Source organism: Phyllobacterium sp. 1468 (genome assembly GCF_031455525.1).
Classification (GTDB): domain Bacteria; phylum Pseudomonadota; class Alphaproteobacteria; order Rhizobiales; family Rhizobiaceae; genus Phyllobacterium.
Window position 1 is genome coordinate 287,572 of record NZ_JAVDSX010000004.1, and the last position, 16,136, is coordinate 303,707.

Annotated in this window: 18 protein-coding genes; 7 read left to right on the top strand and 11 right to left on the bottom strand. The window is 57.5% G+C overall.

Going from position 1 to position 16,136, the window contains the following annotated elements:
• Positions 1–10 precede the first annotated feature (10 nt).
• Both J2X72_RS13405 and J2X72_RS13410 read left to right on the top strand, forming a co-directional pair.
• Entirely contained in the window at positions 11–604 is a 594-nt protein-coding gene (locus J2X72_RS13405; protein ID WP_310072646.1) for a hypothetical protein, read from the top strand.
• 50 nt (positions 605–654) lie between these two features.
• Positions 655–1,152, top strand: coding sequence for a GNAT family N-acetyltransferase (locus J2X72_RS13410; RefSeq protein WP_310072648.1), 498 nt, complete (start codon positions 655–657; stop codon positions 1,150–1,152).
• Here the strand turns inward: J2X72_RS13410 and J2X72_RS13415 are convergent.
• Positions 1,131–1,796: a metalloregulator ArsR/SmtB family transcription factor gene (locus tag J2X72_RS13415; protein WP_310072650.1), complete on the bottom strand. Its 666-nt coding sequence runs from the start codon at positions 1,794–1,796 to the stop codon at positions 1,131–1,133. The genes J2X72_RS13410 and J2X72_RS13415 overlap by 22 nt on opposite strands.
• Positions 1,797–1,883: 87 nt before the next feature.
• Between J2X72_RS13415 and J2X72_RS13420 the strand changes: the two genes are divergently transcribed.
• Positions 1,884–3,320 (top strand): MFS transporter, encoded by a 1,437-nt coding sequence (locus J2X72_RS13420; protein WP_310072652.1) that lies wholly within the window; start codon positions 1,884–1,886, stop codon positions 3,318–3,320.
• A 28-nt stretch (positions 3,321–3,348) separates the two neighbouring features.
• Positions 3,349–3,993 carry a GNAT family N-acetyltransferase gene (locus tag J2X72_RS13425; protein WP_310072654.1) on the top strand — a complete coding sequence of 215 codons (645 nt, stop codon included), beginning with the start codon at positions 3,349–3,351 and terminating at the stop codon, positions 3,991–3,993.
• 8 nt (positions 3,994–4,001) lie between these two features.
• Here the strand turns inward: J2X72_RS13425 and J2X72_RS13430 are convergent, their stop codons facing one another.
• Both J2X72_RS13430 and J2X72_RS13435 read right to left on the bottom strand, forming a co-directional pair.
• Positions 4,002–5,903 (bottom strand): ABC-F family ATP-binding cassette domain-containing protein, encoded by a 1,902-nt coding sequence (locus J2X72_RS13430; protein ID WP_310072655.1) that lies wholly within the window; start codon positions 5,901–5,903, stop codon positions 4,002–4,004.
• 221 nt (positions 5,904–6,124) lie between these two features.
• Complete coding sequence (locus J2X72_RS13435; protein ID WP_310072657.1) at positions 6,125–6,637, bottom strand: DinB family protein; 513 nt, start codon at positions 6,635–6,637, stop codon at positions 6,125–6,127.
• A gap of 96 nt (positions 6,638–6,733) precedes the next feature.
• Here J2X72_RS13435 and J2X72_RS13440 point away from each other — a divergent pair, with 96 nt between their 5' ends.
• Positions 6,734–8,191 carry an MFS transporter gene (locus J2X72_RS13440; protein ID WP_310072659.1) on the top strand — a complete coding sequence of 486 codons (1,458 nt, stop codon included), beginning with the start codon at positions 6,734–6,736 and terminating at the stop codon, positions 8,189–8,191.
• Between the two features lie 102 nt (positions 8,192–8,293).
• Positions 8,294–8,716: a nucleoside-diphosphate kinase gene (gene ndk, locus J2X72_RS13445; RefSeq protein WP_112527903.1), complete on the top strand. Its 423-nt coding sequence runs from the start codon at positions 8,294–8,296 to the stop codon at positions 8,714–8,716.
• A 57-nt stretch (positions 8,717–8,773) separates the two neighbouring features.
• On the opposite strand, the gene J2X72_RS13450 is transcribed toward ndk, so the two are convergent.
• The 6 genes from J2X72_RS13450 to J2X72_RS13475 form a co-directional block, all read right to left on the bottom strand.
• Positions 8,774–9,214 (bottom strand): META domain-containing protein, encoded by a 441-nt coding sequence (locus tag J2X72_RS13450; RefSeq protein WP_310072662.1) that lies wholly within the window; start codon positions 9,212–9,214, stop codon positions 8,774–8,776.
• Entirely contained in the window at positions 9,211–9,684 is a 474-nt protein-coding gene (locus J2X72_RS13455) for a molybdenum cofactor biosynthesis protein MoaE (protein ID WP_310072664.1), read from the bottom strand. The genes J2X72_RS13450 and J2X72_RS13455 overlap by 4 nt, the downstream gene beginning before the upstream one ends.
• A gap of 3 nt (positions 9,685–9,687) precedes the next feature.
• Positions 9,688–9,942: a molybdopterin converting factor subunit 1 gene (moaD, locus tag J2X72_RS13460; protein ID WP_210002114.1), complete on the bottom strand. Its 255-nt coding sequence runs from the start codon at positions 9,940–9,942 to the stop codon at positions 9,688–9,690.
• A 3-nt stretch (positions 9,943–9,945) separates the two neighbouring features.
• Positions 9,946–10,530: a CDP-diacylglycerol--glycerol-3-phosphate 3-phosphatidyltransferase gene (gene pgsA, locus J2X72_RS13465; RefSeq protein WP_210002116.1), complete on the bottom strand. Its 585-nt coding sequence runs from the start codon at positions 10,528–10,530 to the stop codon at positions 9,946–9,948.
• A gap of 109 nt (positions 10,531–10,639) precedes the next feature.
• Positions 10,640–12,739: an excinuclease ABC subunit UvrC gene (gene uvrC / locus J2X72_RS13470; protein WP_405044710.1), complete on the bottom strand. Its 2,100-nt coding sequence runs from the start codon at positions 12,737–12,739 to the stop codon at positions 10,640–10,642.
• Positions 12,736–13,503, bottom strand: a complete 768-nt coding sequence (locus tag J2X72_RS13475; RefSeq protein ID WP_310072668.1) for an SDR family oxidoreductase — start codon at positions 13,501–13,503, stop codon at positions 12,736–12,738. Before J2X72_RS13475 ends, uvrC begins: the two co-directional genes overlap by 4 nt.
• Positions 13,504–14,006: 503 nt before the next feature.
• Between J2X72_RS13475 and J2X72_RS13480 the strand changes: the two genes are divergently transcribed.
• Positions 14,007–14,651 (top strand): porin family protein, encoded by a 645-nt coding sequence (locus J2X72_RS13480; protein WP_310072670.1) that lies wholly within the window; start codon positions 14,007–14,009, stop codon positions 14,649–14,651.
• 55 nt (positions 14,652–14,706) lie between these two features.
• Here J2X72_RS13480 and J2X72_RS13485 read toward each other — a convergent pair whose 3' ends face one another.
• A complete protein-coding gene (locus J2X72_RS13485) occupies positions 14,707–15,303 on the bottom strand; it encodes a glutathione S-transferase (protein ID WP_210002122.1) in 597 nt (198 codons plus the stop codon).
• Between the two features lie 80 nt (positions 15,304–15,383).
• Entirely contained in the window at positions 15,384–16,124 is a 741-nt protein-coding gene (locus J2X72_RS13490) for a ribonuclease T2 family protein (RefSeq protein WP_310072673.1), read from the bottom strand.
• Between the last annotated feature and the right edge of the window lie 12 nt (positions 16,125–16,136).

The following is a 16,136-nucleotide window of genomic DNA, read 5'->3' on the forward strand; positions in this document are numbered from 1 at the left end:
GAAACTGTTGATGCGTCCGCTTTTGCTACTCCTCTTGATCGCTGGAATTGTGCTCGGCATCGGATATCCTTGGGTGGTCGGCAATTTCTCGGGAGAAGAAATCGGCTCATGGCCCGTCTATGATCGTCCTGGTCCCTACAAACCTGTCACCGTAACCTTGACTGCAGCCGACTCTCCGGTGCGCGCCTTCGTCGATATGCAGCCTGTGCGAAATTTCGTACCCTCCATAGGGCGCTCGGCGCTGACAGCCGTCGTCACGCGACAAGGCAGGGACGTTCTTGTCAGGACCTTGAGCTACGAGAACAGCAAAGCGGCCAACAGGGGCTCGCCGCAGGGCCCGCAAGTCTATCGCGACAGCATTGGAGATATCGATCCGGTGGAGGATGGCGACTATGTCTTCACCATCGGACCTGGCGATTTCGACGGCCTCGAGATGGCAGAGGTTGATCTTGTCTTGCGCAGGGGCGCGACCGCCGTCGACTGGCGAGCCATGCCTGCAGGCATCGCGCTGATTGTGATCAGTCTTTTTGGGCTCGTTCGCCTGAGACGCAGTCGCAAGGAAGCAGCAAACAATGCACCGCCTCCGCCCAAGTGGGGCAGATGATGGCGGATCAGGCAGGGACCTTTCCAAAGATCCTTACCGAAAGGCTTCGGTTGCGCCAATTCGAGCCAAAGGATGATGCCGGGCTCCACGCCTGTATTGGAGATGCAAATCTCGTGCGCTACTGGGATTTTTCTGCCTGCAGGAATATTCAGGAAACGCGGAGCTGGGTACGGGTGCTCGCCAAAACCACGTCACCCGATGAATCCATCGCTTGGGCGGTTGCCGAAAAAGACAGCGATAATTGCATCGGCATGGTCAATTATCATCACCGTGAACCGCTCAATCGCCGCTTGGAGATCGGCTACATTCTCCGCTCGGAATGGCACGGCCGGGGCTTAATGAGCGAAGGGGTCCGAGCGGTGATGTCCCATTGCCTCGGTAAGCTGAATACCCACCGTATCGCAGCAGTTATTCATCCCGACAATGCCCCCTCCATCAGGCTGGTGACGCGACTTGGATTCGCATGCGAGGGCGGGCCGCTGCGCGATTACTGGCGTGTGGGCAACAACTATATGAGCCCCATGCTTTACAGCTTCATCGCCAACTGACGCTCTTCATCGTGATTTTCGCCGATACGGTAGGCACAGCGCCGTGCACCTTTCAATATATGTTCGAAGCGTTTGACCTCGACATTCGGCCCAAGCGCCGCCTGAAACACCTCGAGCTCTGACCGGCATAATTTCTGGCAGGCTTTGGCTGCAACGCAGATAGGGCAGTGATTCTCGATCAAGACAAGATGGCCACCCGCGCCCCGGCTTACTTCGGCCATGTAGCCCTCTGCCGAACGAATTTCTGCGAGGTGTTGGACCTTCTCTTCTAGCGAAGCAATAGGTTCCAGCGCCGTGCGGTACTGGTTCAGCGTCATTTTCTCACGATGGGAAATCAATTTGTCGAGCCCCGCATCACCAAAGACCGCTGACACCGACGCCAGGAGATCCGCTGTCAATCCGGCATGATTGTCGGGAAACCGAGCGTTTCCGGCGCCGGTCAGATGCCAGAATCGTTTGGGCCTGCCGACGCTCTCCCGGCTGTCCTCGAAACCAACGAGACCGTCCTCGTAGAGACGTGCAAGCATCTGCCGCACCGCCACGGATGTAACGCCCAGCCGACCGGCCAGTGCCGCGGCGGTCTGCGCGCCAGTCACTTTCAGCGAATAAAGCATGCGATTTGTCGTGCGATCCTGCATAGACATACGATACCAAGAAAAATTTAAAAAGCTATTGATTGTTTTATTGGGAGGAATATAAAAACATAAGACTTACTAAATTGAGGGAAGGCCATGCACGAGACGAAAGAAGAAGCCGGCAGTACCAGCTGGTCGGAACTCCTGAGCCCCTCATATTCGGCGGCTACCCTGACGTTGTGTCTTGGTGTAGCGCTGTTTGCCTTCAATGGCTTTCTGGTTTCCACATCACTTCCGACGGCAGTGCGCGAGATTGGCGGACTCGAGCTGATTTCCTGGGCTTTCACCCTCTATCTCGTCCTCTCCATTGTCGGCGGCGCCAGTGGCGCATTGCTGAAGGCCCGCGTAGGCGCGAGAACGGCGCTGGTGGCGGCCGCGCTGGTGTTTCTTGCGGGCACGCTTATCGCGGCCTTTGCTTCGTCGATGACCGAGGTACTGATCGGGCGTGCGTTTCAAGGACTCGGCGAGGGTATCATCGCCGCGATCTGCTACGCACTTATTCCCGAACTTTTCTCTTCGCGGCTTGTTTCCAAAGTTTTTGGCGCCGAGGCCGTGGTTTGGGCAGTGGCTGCCTTCGGTGGGCCGCTGGTCTCGGGGCTGCTGACGGAACATCTGTCGTGGCGTGCCGCGTTCCTCGTGAATGTGCCTTTGGCCCTGATATTCATCGCACTGGTCTTCTATATCGTGCCCAGGTTTTCCGGCGACATCGCACGCCTGTCCGTGCCGTTCCTCCGGTTGGCGGCCATCGGTTTCGGCATCATGCTGGTCGCCTTCGCCAGCATCATGCAGACGGTTGCGACGGAAGTGCTGCTTGTCCTGGGCGCCGCGATTGTCCTCGCCTTGGTGGTCGTCATCGACCGGCGCAGCCGCACGCCGCTCTTTCCCTCCGATGCCTTCGCTCTGAATTCCACTGTCGGCATTGGCCTATGGATTGTCCTGCTCATGCCGGTTGCACAAGCTTCCACGTCCGTTTACCTGGTCATGACCCTGCAGAACCTCTGGGGTTACGGCCCGACAAAGGCAGGTGCCTTCAATGCCACGTTCGCCATTGCATGGAGTACAGTTGCCATCCTCGTTGCCAACATACAGGACGAGCGTCGCCGTGCCTGGTTGATCCGGCTCGGACCGACACTGCTCGTCGTGGGCCTCGCTACAATCGTCTTCGGCTTCTTCGTCGACAGGCCGCTGGTCGCGATGGCGGGTCAGATCGCCATTGGTACCGGCTTCGGCGTCAGCTGGGGTTTCCTCAGCCAGTGGGTTATGGAATCAGCGCGAAGCGGCGAACGTGACCGTGCCTCAGCCCTGTTGCCGACCCTGCAATCCGTTGGCTATGCGATCGGGGCCGCTCTCGCTGGTCTCGTTGCCAATGCCGTGGGCTATCCTGAAGCCACGACACCAGCCGCACTGCGGGATGCTACGATAATTGTCTTTGCCGTTTCGACCGTCATCGGCATTGGCGCTTTCGTGGCCGGGTTCGCCTTGCCGACCCGCAAGAAAACTCTACTGGCGATCGAAATGCAAAAACGGCTATAGATCGCCGATGGCAATTGATGAGCGAGATATGAAAGCCGATCCTGCAATCGTCAGAACATGGGTCAAGGGATGGGCCCTAACCCGTCAGGTAGCGGCGCCGGTTTTCGAGAACGGGGGCTATCGTGTCGAAGTTGGTCTTCCGGACCAGTTGAGGCGTTATGTTTTCTCAGAATATTCCGATTGGGTCCGTCACCGTGCCGAGGCCATATCCGAGCCGGCGGTCTTTCTGAAAGTCTGTGCGCCGCCGGAGCTTGTCCAGCCGAATCTGCCGACGCGTTGGCAGATCCAATCTCCCGCATTCATGATGTTGCTCTCCGGCCCAATGCAAGGCGAAACCACCTCTTTGCCGGATGGCTATGTCTATGACCATCAGGTCTATGACGGCGTAACCATTGTCAATGTCCTTGATACGGGCGGGGAGGTCGCAGCCACGGGGAGGATCGGATTTCCCGGGGAATTGGCTGTCTATGACCGGATAAGTACCCATGAGAACCATCGCCGCAAGGGGCTCGGCCGGTCTGTCATGAAGCGGCTGGAAATGCTTTCCCGAGAAAAAGGCATACAACGCGCGGCACTCGTTGCAACGCCCGATGGCCGTGCGCTCTATGAACCGCTCGGCTGGCAGCTGCATTGCCTCTACACAACCGCTGTTATTCCAACGCCCGGTGCTTGAACCCGGCCCTACTGCGCCAGCTCGGTCATCGCTTCTTCATATTCGCCGGAAAGTGTCAGCCACTCTTCCTCCGCGCGGGCGAGCGAAGACTTGGCGTAGCCAATTTCCTTGCCGATCTGCGTCGCTTTGGCAGGTTCGCGCGTGTAGATGACCGGATCGGCAAGTTGAATCTGCAGCGAGTCGATCTTTTTCTGGAAGCGATGCACCTGTGCTTCCGCTTCCTGGATCTTCTTTTGCAGAGGCTTCAAAGCTTCACGCTTCTGCGCGGCAAGCTTGCGTTGCTCGGCCTTGCTGAGTTTCTGGCCTTCTTCCACCACGATTTTGTTGCCCGACCGCTCCGCTTTCGCATCGGCCAACACCAGTGAGCGATAGGCATCGAGATCGCCATCATAGGGCGCAACGCTGCCATCGCGTACCAGCCAAAGCCGGTCCATGGTCGCTTCGATCAAATGTCTGTCATGGGCGATCAGGATGACGGCGCCGTCGAAATCGTTCAGTGCGTGCATCAGTGCTTCACGGCTGTCGATGTCGAGATGGTTCGTCGGCTCGTCGAGGATCAGCAGGTTCGGCCCCTGAAAGGTCGCAAGACCCATCAAAAGCCGGGCTTTTTCACCGCCGGAAAGGTCTTTTGCGGCCGTGTTCATCTTCACCGTAGCCAAGCCCATGCGTGAGACGCGGGCGCGCACCTTGGATTCCGGCGCATCCGGCATCAATTTGCGCACATGCTCGATCGCGTTGTCCTCAGGGATCAGATCGTCGAGCTGATGCTGGGCAAAGAACGAGATTTTCAGGTTCGGTGCAACGGTAATCTTGCCCTTCTGCAAGGGCAGGCGACCGCCGATCAGCTTGGCCAGTGTCGATTTACCATTACCGTTCGAGCCGAGCAGGGCAATTCGGTCATCCGCATCGATACGCAAATTGAGATGCTTGAGGATGGGCTTGCCCGGCGTGTAGCCGACTTCGCCGCTCTCGATGGCGATAATGGGCGAAGCCACCACTTTTTCCGGTTCCGGAAAATGAAATGGCATCACGTGATCTTCAATGTGGGCGGAAATCGGCTTCAGCTTCTGCAGTGCTTTCAGGCGGGACTGCGCCTGCTTGGCTTTGGATGCCTTGGCACGGAAACGTTCGACGAAAGCTTCCATGTGACTCCGTTGCGCTTCCTGCTTCACGCGCTGCTTCTGCTGCAATTCGAGCGCCTCGCTGCGAAGCTTCTCGAACTGATCGTAATTGCCCTGCCAGAGCGTCAGCTTCGTCTGGTCGAGATGGATTATCGAGTTCACCGCGGAGTTCAGAAGATCGCGGTCATGACTGATGAGGATGACTGTGTGCGGATAACGCCGCACATAATCCTCGAGCCATAGGGTGCCTTCAAGATCGAGATAGTTGGTCGGCTCGTCGAGGAGCAGCAAATCCGGCTCTGCGAAAAGGACCGCGGCGAGAGCTACGCGCATCCTCCAGCCGCCCGAAAATGATGAAGCCGGACGCTTCTGCGCTTCCGCGTCGAAGCCAAGGCCCGAGAGGATCGCGCCGGCGCGCGCTTCGGCGGAATGCGCTTCGATATCCGCAAGCCGAATATGGATATCGGCGATGCGGTGCGGGTCGGTGGCGGTCTCGGCCTCTGCAAGCAAGTCAGTGCGCTCGGTATCGGCGGCAAGCACGATCTCGATCAGGGAATCCTCGGTACCCGGGGCTTCCTGCGCGACCTGGCCGATCTTGATGTTCTTCGGCAGGAAGAAATCGCCAGTTTCCGCGTGAAGTTCGCCGGTGATCACCTTGAACAGCGTCGATTTGCCCGCGCCGTTACGTCCGACCAGGCCCGCTTTCGTGCCGGAGGGCAGGTTCAGGCTGGCATGATCGATGAGCAGGCGGCCGGCCATACGCACGGAAATATCGTCGAGAATAAGCATGGCCGCGCTTTTGCACGGGAAATGGCTTTTCCGCAAGACCGTACTGTTGCATATCTGCCGTGCGCTTGAGGTAAAGAGACGTCACAACGTTTAAAGCAAGTTTTGTTTATTCAAAGCCAATTCAGTTTCGCGGATGGCGAGACAATCCACGCGCAACCAAATCCCTCGACCTTGAACCAAATTCCCTCCGGCAGAATGGCTCTGAATAGACAGAATTTGCTCTAGGAGTACGGCCTGCCTTCTTCCGTTCGCTGGAACTGGATGAGATCAAAGGACGGCGCAGCTTTGCCGAGCGCTGTCAAAATGGCGTGTGCCTGACCGCGATGGTGCGTCTGGTGGTTGAAGAGATGCGCCAATGCCGGCGCCAGCCGCTGACTGATCGTCCGCATGTCGCTAACGGTCGTATAGGTGAAGCGTCCGGCAATATCGGTGCTGTCAAGCCCGTTGACCCAGTCGATAATACGCGCATCCTCCTTTTCGCGTGCAGCCTTCAACGCGTCCAGTTTTTCAAAAAGGGTCGCATCGAGCGCCTTTGGTGCATCGCCTTCGCCGGTAAAGCGGTAGAGCCAGATCCGATCGGTCACCAGCAAATGGTTCAGCGTCCCGTGCAGCGAAGTGAAGAATGCCCGCACGTCGCGCCGGTATTCCTCATCGTCGAGCTCGGCTGCCGCAGCATAGAGGCGTTGGTTTACCCAGCGATTATATGCGGCAAGCATCCTGAAATGCTGTTCCATTACATTGGCTTTTTATAAATATGGTGGGCGTTATTGACATTATGATATCTGAAGGAGGAGTTGTTTCCATGGAAATCATTTGCCGCGAGAATTGAAATGACCGGTCCGCAACTCCTTCCTTGCGAAACGCCTGATGTGAAACTGCCGAGAGGGTCGAAAGGCAAGACCCGGTGGGTTCTGCCCGCCACGATTCTCGGTTCGAGCTTGGGTTTTATCGACGGTTCTGTCGTGAACGTCGCGCTCCCTGCGATTCAGGGGAGTTTTGGATCGAGCCTCGCCACCATGCAATGGCTGGTCAATGGTTATATGCTGATGCTTGCGAGTCTCATTTTGCTGGGCGGGTCGGTTGGCGATCGTTTCGGCCGGCGCCGCATTTTCATCGCCGGCCTTATCGGCTTCGCTGTTGCCTCGATGGGATGCGGGCTGGCGCCATCGGCCGGATGGCTGATAGCGATGCGGCTGTTGCAGGGCGCGAGTGCTGCGATGCTGGTGCCCGCCAGCCTTGCGCTTATCAGTTCTGCCTACAGAGGAGAGGCACGCGGGCGGGCGATCGGAACATGGGCGGCGGCTGGTGCACTCACGATGGCATTGGGACCTCCATTCGGCGGCTGGCTGGTCGATACTGTCGGCTGGCGTTCAATCTTCTTCATCAATCCACCGATTGCCGCCATCGCTTTGTTCTTCGCCTGGAAGTTGCCGTCCGACGGTCGCAGCGATGGTGCATCGAAGCCCCTCGACCTGCGCGGCTCCACGCTTGTGGTCCTGTCTCTCGGATTACTCTGCTATGGGTTGATTGCGTCCGGTGAGGGCAACGGTTTGATCGGGGGGCTCGCCATCGCTGCGGCCATTCCTTTGGGTGCGCTGTTCGTTGTTGTTGAAGCCCGGTCCGTCGCGCCGATCATGGCACTATCGCTGTTCCGCGATCGCGATTTTTCGGGTGCAAACGGCATCACGGTGCTGTTGTATGCAGCGCTCAGCGCGGCCTTGTTTTTACTGCCGTTTCTGTTGATCGAGGTCCATAAGTACAGCGCGACTGCGGCAGGGGCGGCGCTGTTGCCGTTTTCGCTGATCATGGGGATTGGATCGCGCTGGACCGGAGGGCTGGTCGAACGGATCGGGGCGCGGATACCGCTGATGATCGGCCCTTTGGCGACGGGGCTTGGCTTCGTGATCCTGGGCCTGTCGGGCAAATATCCGGGCTATTGGATGGGCTTCCTGCCTGGACTGATCGTTGTTGGCCTGGGCATGACGCTTAGCATTCCGCCGCTGACGACCACCGTCTTCGATTCCGCGCCGGATGAAAAAAGCGGCACAGCATCCGGCGTCAACAATGCGGCAGCACGGGCCGGGGGGCTTGTGGCAGTCGCGGCTCTGGGGCTTGCCTTCGGCGGATCGGAACTTTCATCCATGGACGCCGATGCTATCACCGATGCCTATCGGCTCATCATGTTTGGAGCAGCGAGCCTGGCAGCCTTGAGCGCGCTTGTTGCAGCATTGACGATTGGCAAGCGTAGCGTAGCCCCCGTGAGGGAACCAGCGCCCAAACGAGGCTGAAATGGTCTGCAACTGCGATGGATTGGCAAATGGTCTATTGGCAAATGGCCGGCCTGACGCTATAGAGCGCCACCATTCCCCCAAATGACAAGGTTTCACCAAATGGCAATTGAACGCACTTTTTCGATGATCAAGCCCGACGCGACCCGCCGCAATCTGACCGGTGCCATCACCCAGAAGTTTGAGGAGGCTGGCCTTCGCGTTGTCGCTTCCAAGCGCGTCTGGATGAGCCGCCGTGAAGCCGAAGGCTTCTACGCTGTGCACAAGGAACGTCCATTCTTCGGTGAGCTGGTTGAGTCAATGTCCTCCGGCCCGACTATCGTTCAGGTTCTCGAAGGCGAGAATGCCATTGCCCGCAACCGTGAAATCATGGGCGCGACTAACCCGGCCAATGCTGACGAGGGCACGATCCGCAAGATTTTTGCGCTCTCCATCGGCGAGAACTCGGTTCATGGTTCCGATGCCCCTGAGACTGCCGCAGAAGAAATTGCCTACTGGTTTTCAGGTACGGAAATCGTCGGCTGATACTCGGCTGCGCGAATACGAAAAGCCGGGCGGAAATGCCCGGCTTTTTATTTTGGATCAATCAGTTTTGCTGCGCGAGCCTGGCGATGGTTTTTCCGGCTTCGTCGTGTAGAAGCAGTTTGCCGGTGTCGGCATCGATAGCGTAGGATCGCGTCCGTTCAAGCGCGGAAAAAAACTTTGTTCCTGATCCATCAGGGCGGGTGGACACATCATGCGCGTAGCAGCCGCTGGTTTGAAAGAGAGATTGGATCCAGCAATCGTGGCGCTGGTCGTGAAGCGGTTGCAACCGCCTGATCCATTCGCAGATCCGTCGGCATCGATCGTCAGAGTCGTTTGCGCATTATCGATGACACCGCGTCCGTCGATGTCTTCGGCAAGCCAGGTCACATTCCTGATCTCGCCTCCCGGTTCATCACTGCGGGCGGACAATGACAAAACCAGTAACACCAGAGCGGCCAGAAAGCCGATGATGAGTGAACCAACGGCGACACGGTTCATTTGGTTTTTTCCCAGCGCTTGAGTGCTGCCTCGTCGGTTGCCTTCGCCTCGACCCAGTCGCTGACTTCACCACTGACGAGGTGCTGCTTTTTCCAGAAAGGGGCAGCATTTTTCAGATAGTCCATCAGGAAGGACGCGGCCTCGAAAGCTGCCTGGCGGTGTGCCGACGCAGCGACGACTAGGACGATGTTCTCGCCAGGTTTGATAAAACCGTAGCGATGGACGACGGTCAGGCCTGTCAGACTCCAGCGCTCCAGGGTTTTTTCGGCGATACGGCCAATTTCGACCTCCGCCATGCCGGGATAATGTTCGATTTCAAGCGCTGCCAGCGTCCCGGCTTCGTCCCGGCAAAGGCCGCTGAATGTTACCACCGCGCCGATGCCGCGTCGGTTCCTGGTCATCCGGTCAATTTCGGCGGCTGTATCGAAATCCTCAGCCTGGATCCGGATGAGTGGTTCGACCGTGCTCATGCTTCATCCCCCGGTCATCGGCGGGAAAAGCGCAATCTCGTGTGCACCCTTGATCGGCGCATCGTGTTCGACATGTTCCTGATTGATCGCAACGCGGATCACGTCCTGGTATTCAAGCGCCGATTGATATTCTTCGCCGCGGGACTTCAGATGGGTCAGAAGGTCATTGACCGTAACGATCGAGGGCTCGAGGTCGAGATATTCTTCGCCCTTGCCGATCCGTTCACGCACCCATGCGAAATAGACGAGTTTGGTCATTGGTCAATCCACCACGTGTTTCAGCCCGGCCCGGAAATAGTCCCAGCCAGTGTACAGCGTTATCAGTGCGGCGATCCACAATAGAATAATACCCAATATGGTGATCACCGGAATGATTTCGTCGCCGGCAGGTCCCGCCAGCAGAAATGCGATGGCAACCATCTGGATAGTGGTCTTCCACTTGGCAAGCTGGCTTACCGGCACGCTGACCTTGAGTTCCGCCAGATATTCGCGCAAGCCCGACACCAGAATTTCGCGGCAAAGGATAATGATGGCAGCCCACAGCGACCAGCCCGCGATCGTTCCATCGGCCGCCAACAGGAGCAGACATGCAGAAACGAGCAACTTGTCTGCAATCGGATCGAGCATGCGGCCGATGGTCGACGTCTGCTTCCAGATGCGTGCAAGATAGCCATCCAGGAAATCGGTTATGCTGGCGATAGCGAAGATCGCCAGAGCGCCCCAGCGCGCGGCGTCGCTCGATTGCAGGCGTCCTTCCAGAAAGAAGCACACCACTACCAGAGGGACGGCGATTATTCGGGCATAGGTAAGAATGTTCGGCAGAGAGTAGGCGTTGTTCTTCGACATATTTTCAACCAATCAAATCAGTGCCGATCAAAAGGGTTCGACCGTCAAACGTCAAGCTCATCAGCGGGGAGTCGGGCGCATTTATGTCCCGATTACAATAGTTAGAGTCCTATGTACGAAAATGATCGCGAATTGTAATGGCCATGGCTTCAGATATACCGTCGACCTTCATCAAATCTTCGACAGCCGCTCGCGAAACCGCCTTTGCCGTACCAAATTGATGCAACAAAGCGCGCTTGCGCGAGGGGCCGATCCCGGCGATTTCATCCAGCGGATTCTTTACCATCTCCTTCTTTCGTTTGGCCCGGTGCGTGCCGATAGCAAAACGGTGGGCCTCGTCGCGCAGACGCTGCAGGAAATACAGAACCGGATCACGCGGTGGAAGGGTAAAGGAGGGCTTACCCTCCATGAAGAACCGTTCGCGCCCTGCGTCGCGATCGACGCCCTTGGCAACACCGATGGCGGTCACCTTGTCGGCAATGCCCATCTCCTGCAGGATACCGCGCACCGCGCTCATCTGACCTTGACCGCCGTCGATAAGGATTATGTCAGGCCAAGCCGGGAAAGCATCGGAATCATCGTCAAATTCATCGACCTCCACATCCTCCGCCGGCGCATCCTTGGTTTCCGGCGTACCGTGCTCTTTGACCAGTCGGCTGAAACGCCGCTCGATCACCTCGCGCATCATGCCGAAATCGTCGCCAGGCGTGATCTCGGTCGAGCGGATATTGAACTTGCGATACTGATTTTTTACGAAACCTTCTGGACCCGCCACAATCATCGCGCCAATGGCGTTGGTTCCCATGATATGAGAGTTGTCGTAAACCTCGATGCGTCGTGGTGTTTTCTCCAGCCCGAAGGTCTCAGCCACACCCTTGAGCAGGCGTGATTGCGATGAGGTCTCCGCCAACTGGCGGCCAAGCGCTTCGCGTGCATTGCTAAGAGCGTGCTCGACCAGATCGCGTTTCTCGCCGCGCTGCGGAACTGTGATCGTGACCTTGCGATCCGATTTCGCCGTCAGCGCAACGCCAAGCAATTCCTGATCTTCCACCGTTTCGGAAAGCATGATCAATGCAGGGCAGGGCTTGTCATCATAGAACTGCGACAGGAACGCGCCGAGCACCTCCGCGCCCGAGAGCGATGAATCCGCCTTGGGATAATAGGCGCGGTTGCCCCAGTTCTGGCCGGTTCGAAAGAAAAACACCTGGATGCAGGTCACCCCGCCATCCTGATAGATGGCGAAAACGTCGGCTTCTTCCACCGATTGCGGATTGATGCCCGAATGGGCCTGAACGTGCGAAAGCGCCGACAGGCGATCGCGATATATGGCTGCCCGCTCGAAATCGAGGTCTGCCGAAGCCTCGCGCATCGCATTCGACAGATGCGTTTTCACAGCCTGGCTTTTGCCGGAAAGAAACGCCTTGGTTTCGCTGACCAGTTCGTCATAGTCCGCTTCGCTGATTTCTCCCGTGCAGGGGCCGGAGCAGCGCTTGATCTGGTAGAGCAGACAAGGGCGCGTGCGGTTTTCATAGAACGAATCCGTGCAGGTGCGCAGAAGGAATGCACGCTGCAAAGCATTGATCGTGCGCCCGACTGCCCCCGCCGATGCGAAGGGTCCGAAATAATCGCCTCTACTTGAGCGAGCGCCCCGATGCTTGAAAATTCCAGGCGCGAGCCGCCGATCAGTCTGCTTGGGGGCTGTGAGGAGGATGTACGGAAACGACTTGTCGTCCCGCATCAGCACATTAAACCGCGGCCGTAACCGCTTGATCAGGTTGGCTTCCAGAAGCAGTGCTTCCGTCTCAGTGCGGGTGACGACGAACTCCATTTTCGTGGTTTCGCGAATCATCCGTGCGATGCGATTGTTGTGGCCCTGACCGCGGGCGTAGTTGGAAACACGCTTCTTAAGGCTGTGCGCTTTGCCCACATAAAGCACGTCGCCGGCCTCGTTGAACATGCGATAGACGCCCGGCTTGTTTGGCAGGCGCTTGACCAGCGCAGCGATGACATCGGCGCCGCTTGTTCCATCGCTGACAATCGTCGAATCCCACTCAATGGCACCGATCAGAGCCGCTACGTCCCGCACAGGTTCGCTGCTATCCTCGATTGGTTCGTCCAGATCCTCGCCGAGTGGCAAGTCGACACCATCTTCTCTCACATCGTCGGAAAGAAACTGTTTTGGGCTGGATTGATTTGCCGGGTCGTTCATTCTGCTATCCCTGAAACATCCGGCGTCTGCCAAGCCAGATGCTGCCCTCCGTCGAGAGCGATCATTTGCCCCGTAATAGATGGTGTTTCCCATAGATAGCGGATCGTACGGCCGAATTCTGACAGATCGGGCCCATGCTTCAAGAGGAGCGTGCTTACCTGCCGATCGAAGTCGGCCTGGCTCTGCCTGTCACTCGGCATTGTTGGCCCAGGCGCTATGCCATTGACCCGGATCCGTGGTGCGAGAGCTTGGGCAAGCGTCTGCGTGGCAGTCCATAAAGCCGATTTGGATAAGGTATAGGATATGAATTGCGGCGTGAGCTTCCAGATGCGCTGGTCGATCATATTGACAACGAGACCGTCCTTGCCTGCCGGCAACGCCGTTGCCATCGCATCCGCGAGCAGGACGGGTGCCTTGACGTGCACGGCGAAATGACGGTCCCAGATTGTGTCGTCTGCCAGATTACCGATGCCGTCTTCCTGAAAAAGCGAAGCATTGTTGACCAGCAATTGCACAGGCCCCAGTTGATCCTGTGCGTCGCGAACAAGGCGGCGGACTGCATTGCTATCGGAAAGATCGGCCTGCACCACGCAGGCGGTGCCACCCGCCGCATAGATGTCCGTCAAGAGCTCTTCGCCCTCGTCGCGGGAATGATTGCAATGAATCGCCACGGCAAAGCCATGTGCAGCCAGATCCTGGACAATTGCCTTGCCGATCCGCTTTGCGCCACCGGTTACAAGAACAACGGGCTGATCAGTCTTCAAGTGGTGGGCTCCCTCATGCGGCGATTCAGTCACGAATATAGGGATCGCAGCATGAAAGCGCGAGAGTGAAAGGCCGCAACACTGTCAGTAGTGAACAGATGCAATCGATCGTCGATGTTTATCTGCGCCAAGGCGGGCGCGGGTCGTATAGCAACACAACATCCTCCTGTGATCCAAGTCGAAAGCAAAACTTAAGCATCCATTAAGTGTAATATATTGCACTGCAATATCGCGAGACTTTCGACTAAATTTCTCTCAAATATCGATCGGCATCTATGTTACCGGCTTACTACATTGGCATTGAAATCATTGAAGAATTTGCGATGTTGCAGAAAAAACACATCGCATTTCCGCCATTTTCTCGACAGTTTCTTTTCACAGTGCGGCGCAAGTGCCGCCACAATGCAAAGCGAATGTCTGCCCTGTCAAGCGGATGCAATTCTTGGTTCTTCCCCCCAACCAGTGCCCGCTCCGTGTAAAAGAGTTTAAAAAAGGAGATTGCCATGCGCACTCTTAAAACAACGATCCTCGCTACCGCGGCAGTGTTCGCGCTCTCCGCTCCAGTATTTGCCGCCGACGCCATCCAGGAGCAGCCACCTGCACCGGCTCCTATCGAAGCACCGGCTGCTGCTGATTGGTCCGGCGCTTACCTCGGCGCTTACGGCGGTTACGGCTGGAACAAGCACAAGACCGACGATGCTGGCAACATCAACGCAGACGGTTTCCAGGGCGGCGCTTACGGTGGTTACAACTTCCAGAACGGCCAGTTCGTCTATGGTGGTGAAGCGGATCTCGGCTACTCCGGTGGTGACGAGACCCGTGGCGGCATCAAGGCGAAGCAGGGCGTAGAGGGCTCGGTTCGTGCTCGCGCCGGTATCGCACTTGACCCGGTTCTGTTGTACGGCACAGGCGGTCTCGCCGTGACCAACAGCAAACTGTCGTCGGATACGGGCAGTGATTCGAACACGCGCGTCGGCTGGACAGTTGGTGCCGGTGCCGAAGCCAAGTTTACCCAGAACATCGTAGGCCGCGTCGAATATCGCTACAGCGATTATGGCAAGAAAGACTTCGACCTCGGCGGTCTTGACGACGTTTCCAGCAAGCTGACAACGAACGAAATTCGTGTCGGTGTTGGTTACAAGTTCTAAGCCACGACTGATCTGAAAAGAGCCGGGCGGGAAACCGCCCGGCTCTTTTTTGCGCTTATTTCGGCAGAAGGGCGGCCAAGTCCGGATGCAATTCCTCAAAGCGCTTTTGCCAGCGCTTGAGCTTCGAACGGCCCTTTTCCCATTTGCCTTCAAAACGCAGGCTCGCATAGGCGAGGGCTGCCGCAAGCGCGATATGTCCGCCATGAATTTTCTTGCCGAGACGCGGCGGTGCGGCGTTGAGGTGATCAAGCACGCGGATTGCCTTGCCCCACTGGCGGTCGAGCCATGGCTGATGGATCTTTTCCTCCGGATGGAAGCGGCGTTCATAGACGTGCGCGAGCAGCACATCGCAAAGCCCGTCGGCAACCGATTCCAGTTGTTCGGCCTCAAGCCGCTTTTCGGCATTGCGCGGGAAAATCTTGTTGCCCGAGACGCGGTTCAGGTATTGCGTGATGACGCGGCTGTCGAAGATTGCCTTGCCGTCATCCAGAATGAGCGTTGGAATCTTGCCGAGAGGATTGGCGCTGACCAATTCCACCGGTTCAGCGTTGCTGTCCACCAGCACATTCTCGACAGGGACTCCCGCGTAAAGCGCCGTCATGCGGACCTTGGTACTATAGGGCGAGGCGGGGGAATATAGAATTTTCGGCACGGTGAACTCCCGTTGATTGCGATTCGGTGCCGAACCGTAAACCTGCAGTGGGCTTTCGCAAAGAGTGGCATTTTGCCTGATTATTGCGCAGCGGGCATATCCACGGAACGCCGCCTGCAAGATGACCGCTCGACCTCAGGACAGGAGCGGAAGTTCAGCTCCTTTGTCAGGCAAACGCGCACTTCCCGGAAATAATCGCTGTCGCAGATTACGGCAATGCCGTCTTTGGCAAGTCCGGGATTGGCGGAAACAAAGGCCTGTTCCAGTACCTGGGGATTGACCGGCGCGCGCGATGTGGGCTGGCGGTAGGGGGCTGGGATCGCAACACGCCGGACTGCCTGGCGCATCACGGAGAAATAGTCCTGCTGGGTGAGGCCGGTACAGGAGCCATGTTTGCGCCACTCATAGGTAATGAGGCCGGGCGACGGCATGATATCGGACAATTGTTTGGCTTGGGCATAGGGAACGTTGCGCGGCTGCGATGTATCGCAATCCTGCGGATAACCCCGTTCATATTGCGGCCAGAGCCCATGCACGACAAATCCGTACGGCCGCCCTGACGAACATTGTTGCCGATTGGCATTCGGGCCTTCCGCCGCGCAATAACTCGGCGACCAGGAAAGCGCCAGCACATAGTAGTCGAAGCCCGTACCGGAGGGCAGTGACGAGGGCTGCCCGGCCTGCCGCTCCATCGGCGTGTCCGGAGGAGGCGCGATAGGAGCATTCGTTACCGGCGCATTCTCTTCGCGCAGATAGGAAAGTATTGAAATGCCGATCAGAGCCGCAAACAGCGCATAGCGAGCCAGCTTACCGATCGGCATGCTTTGGCTTGA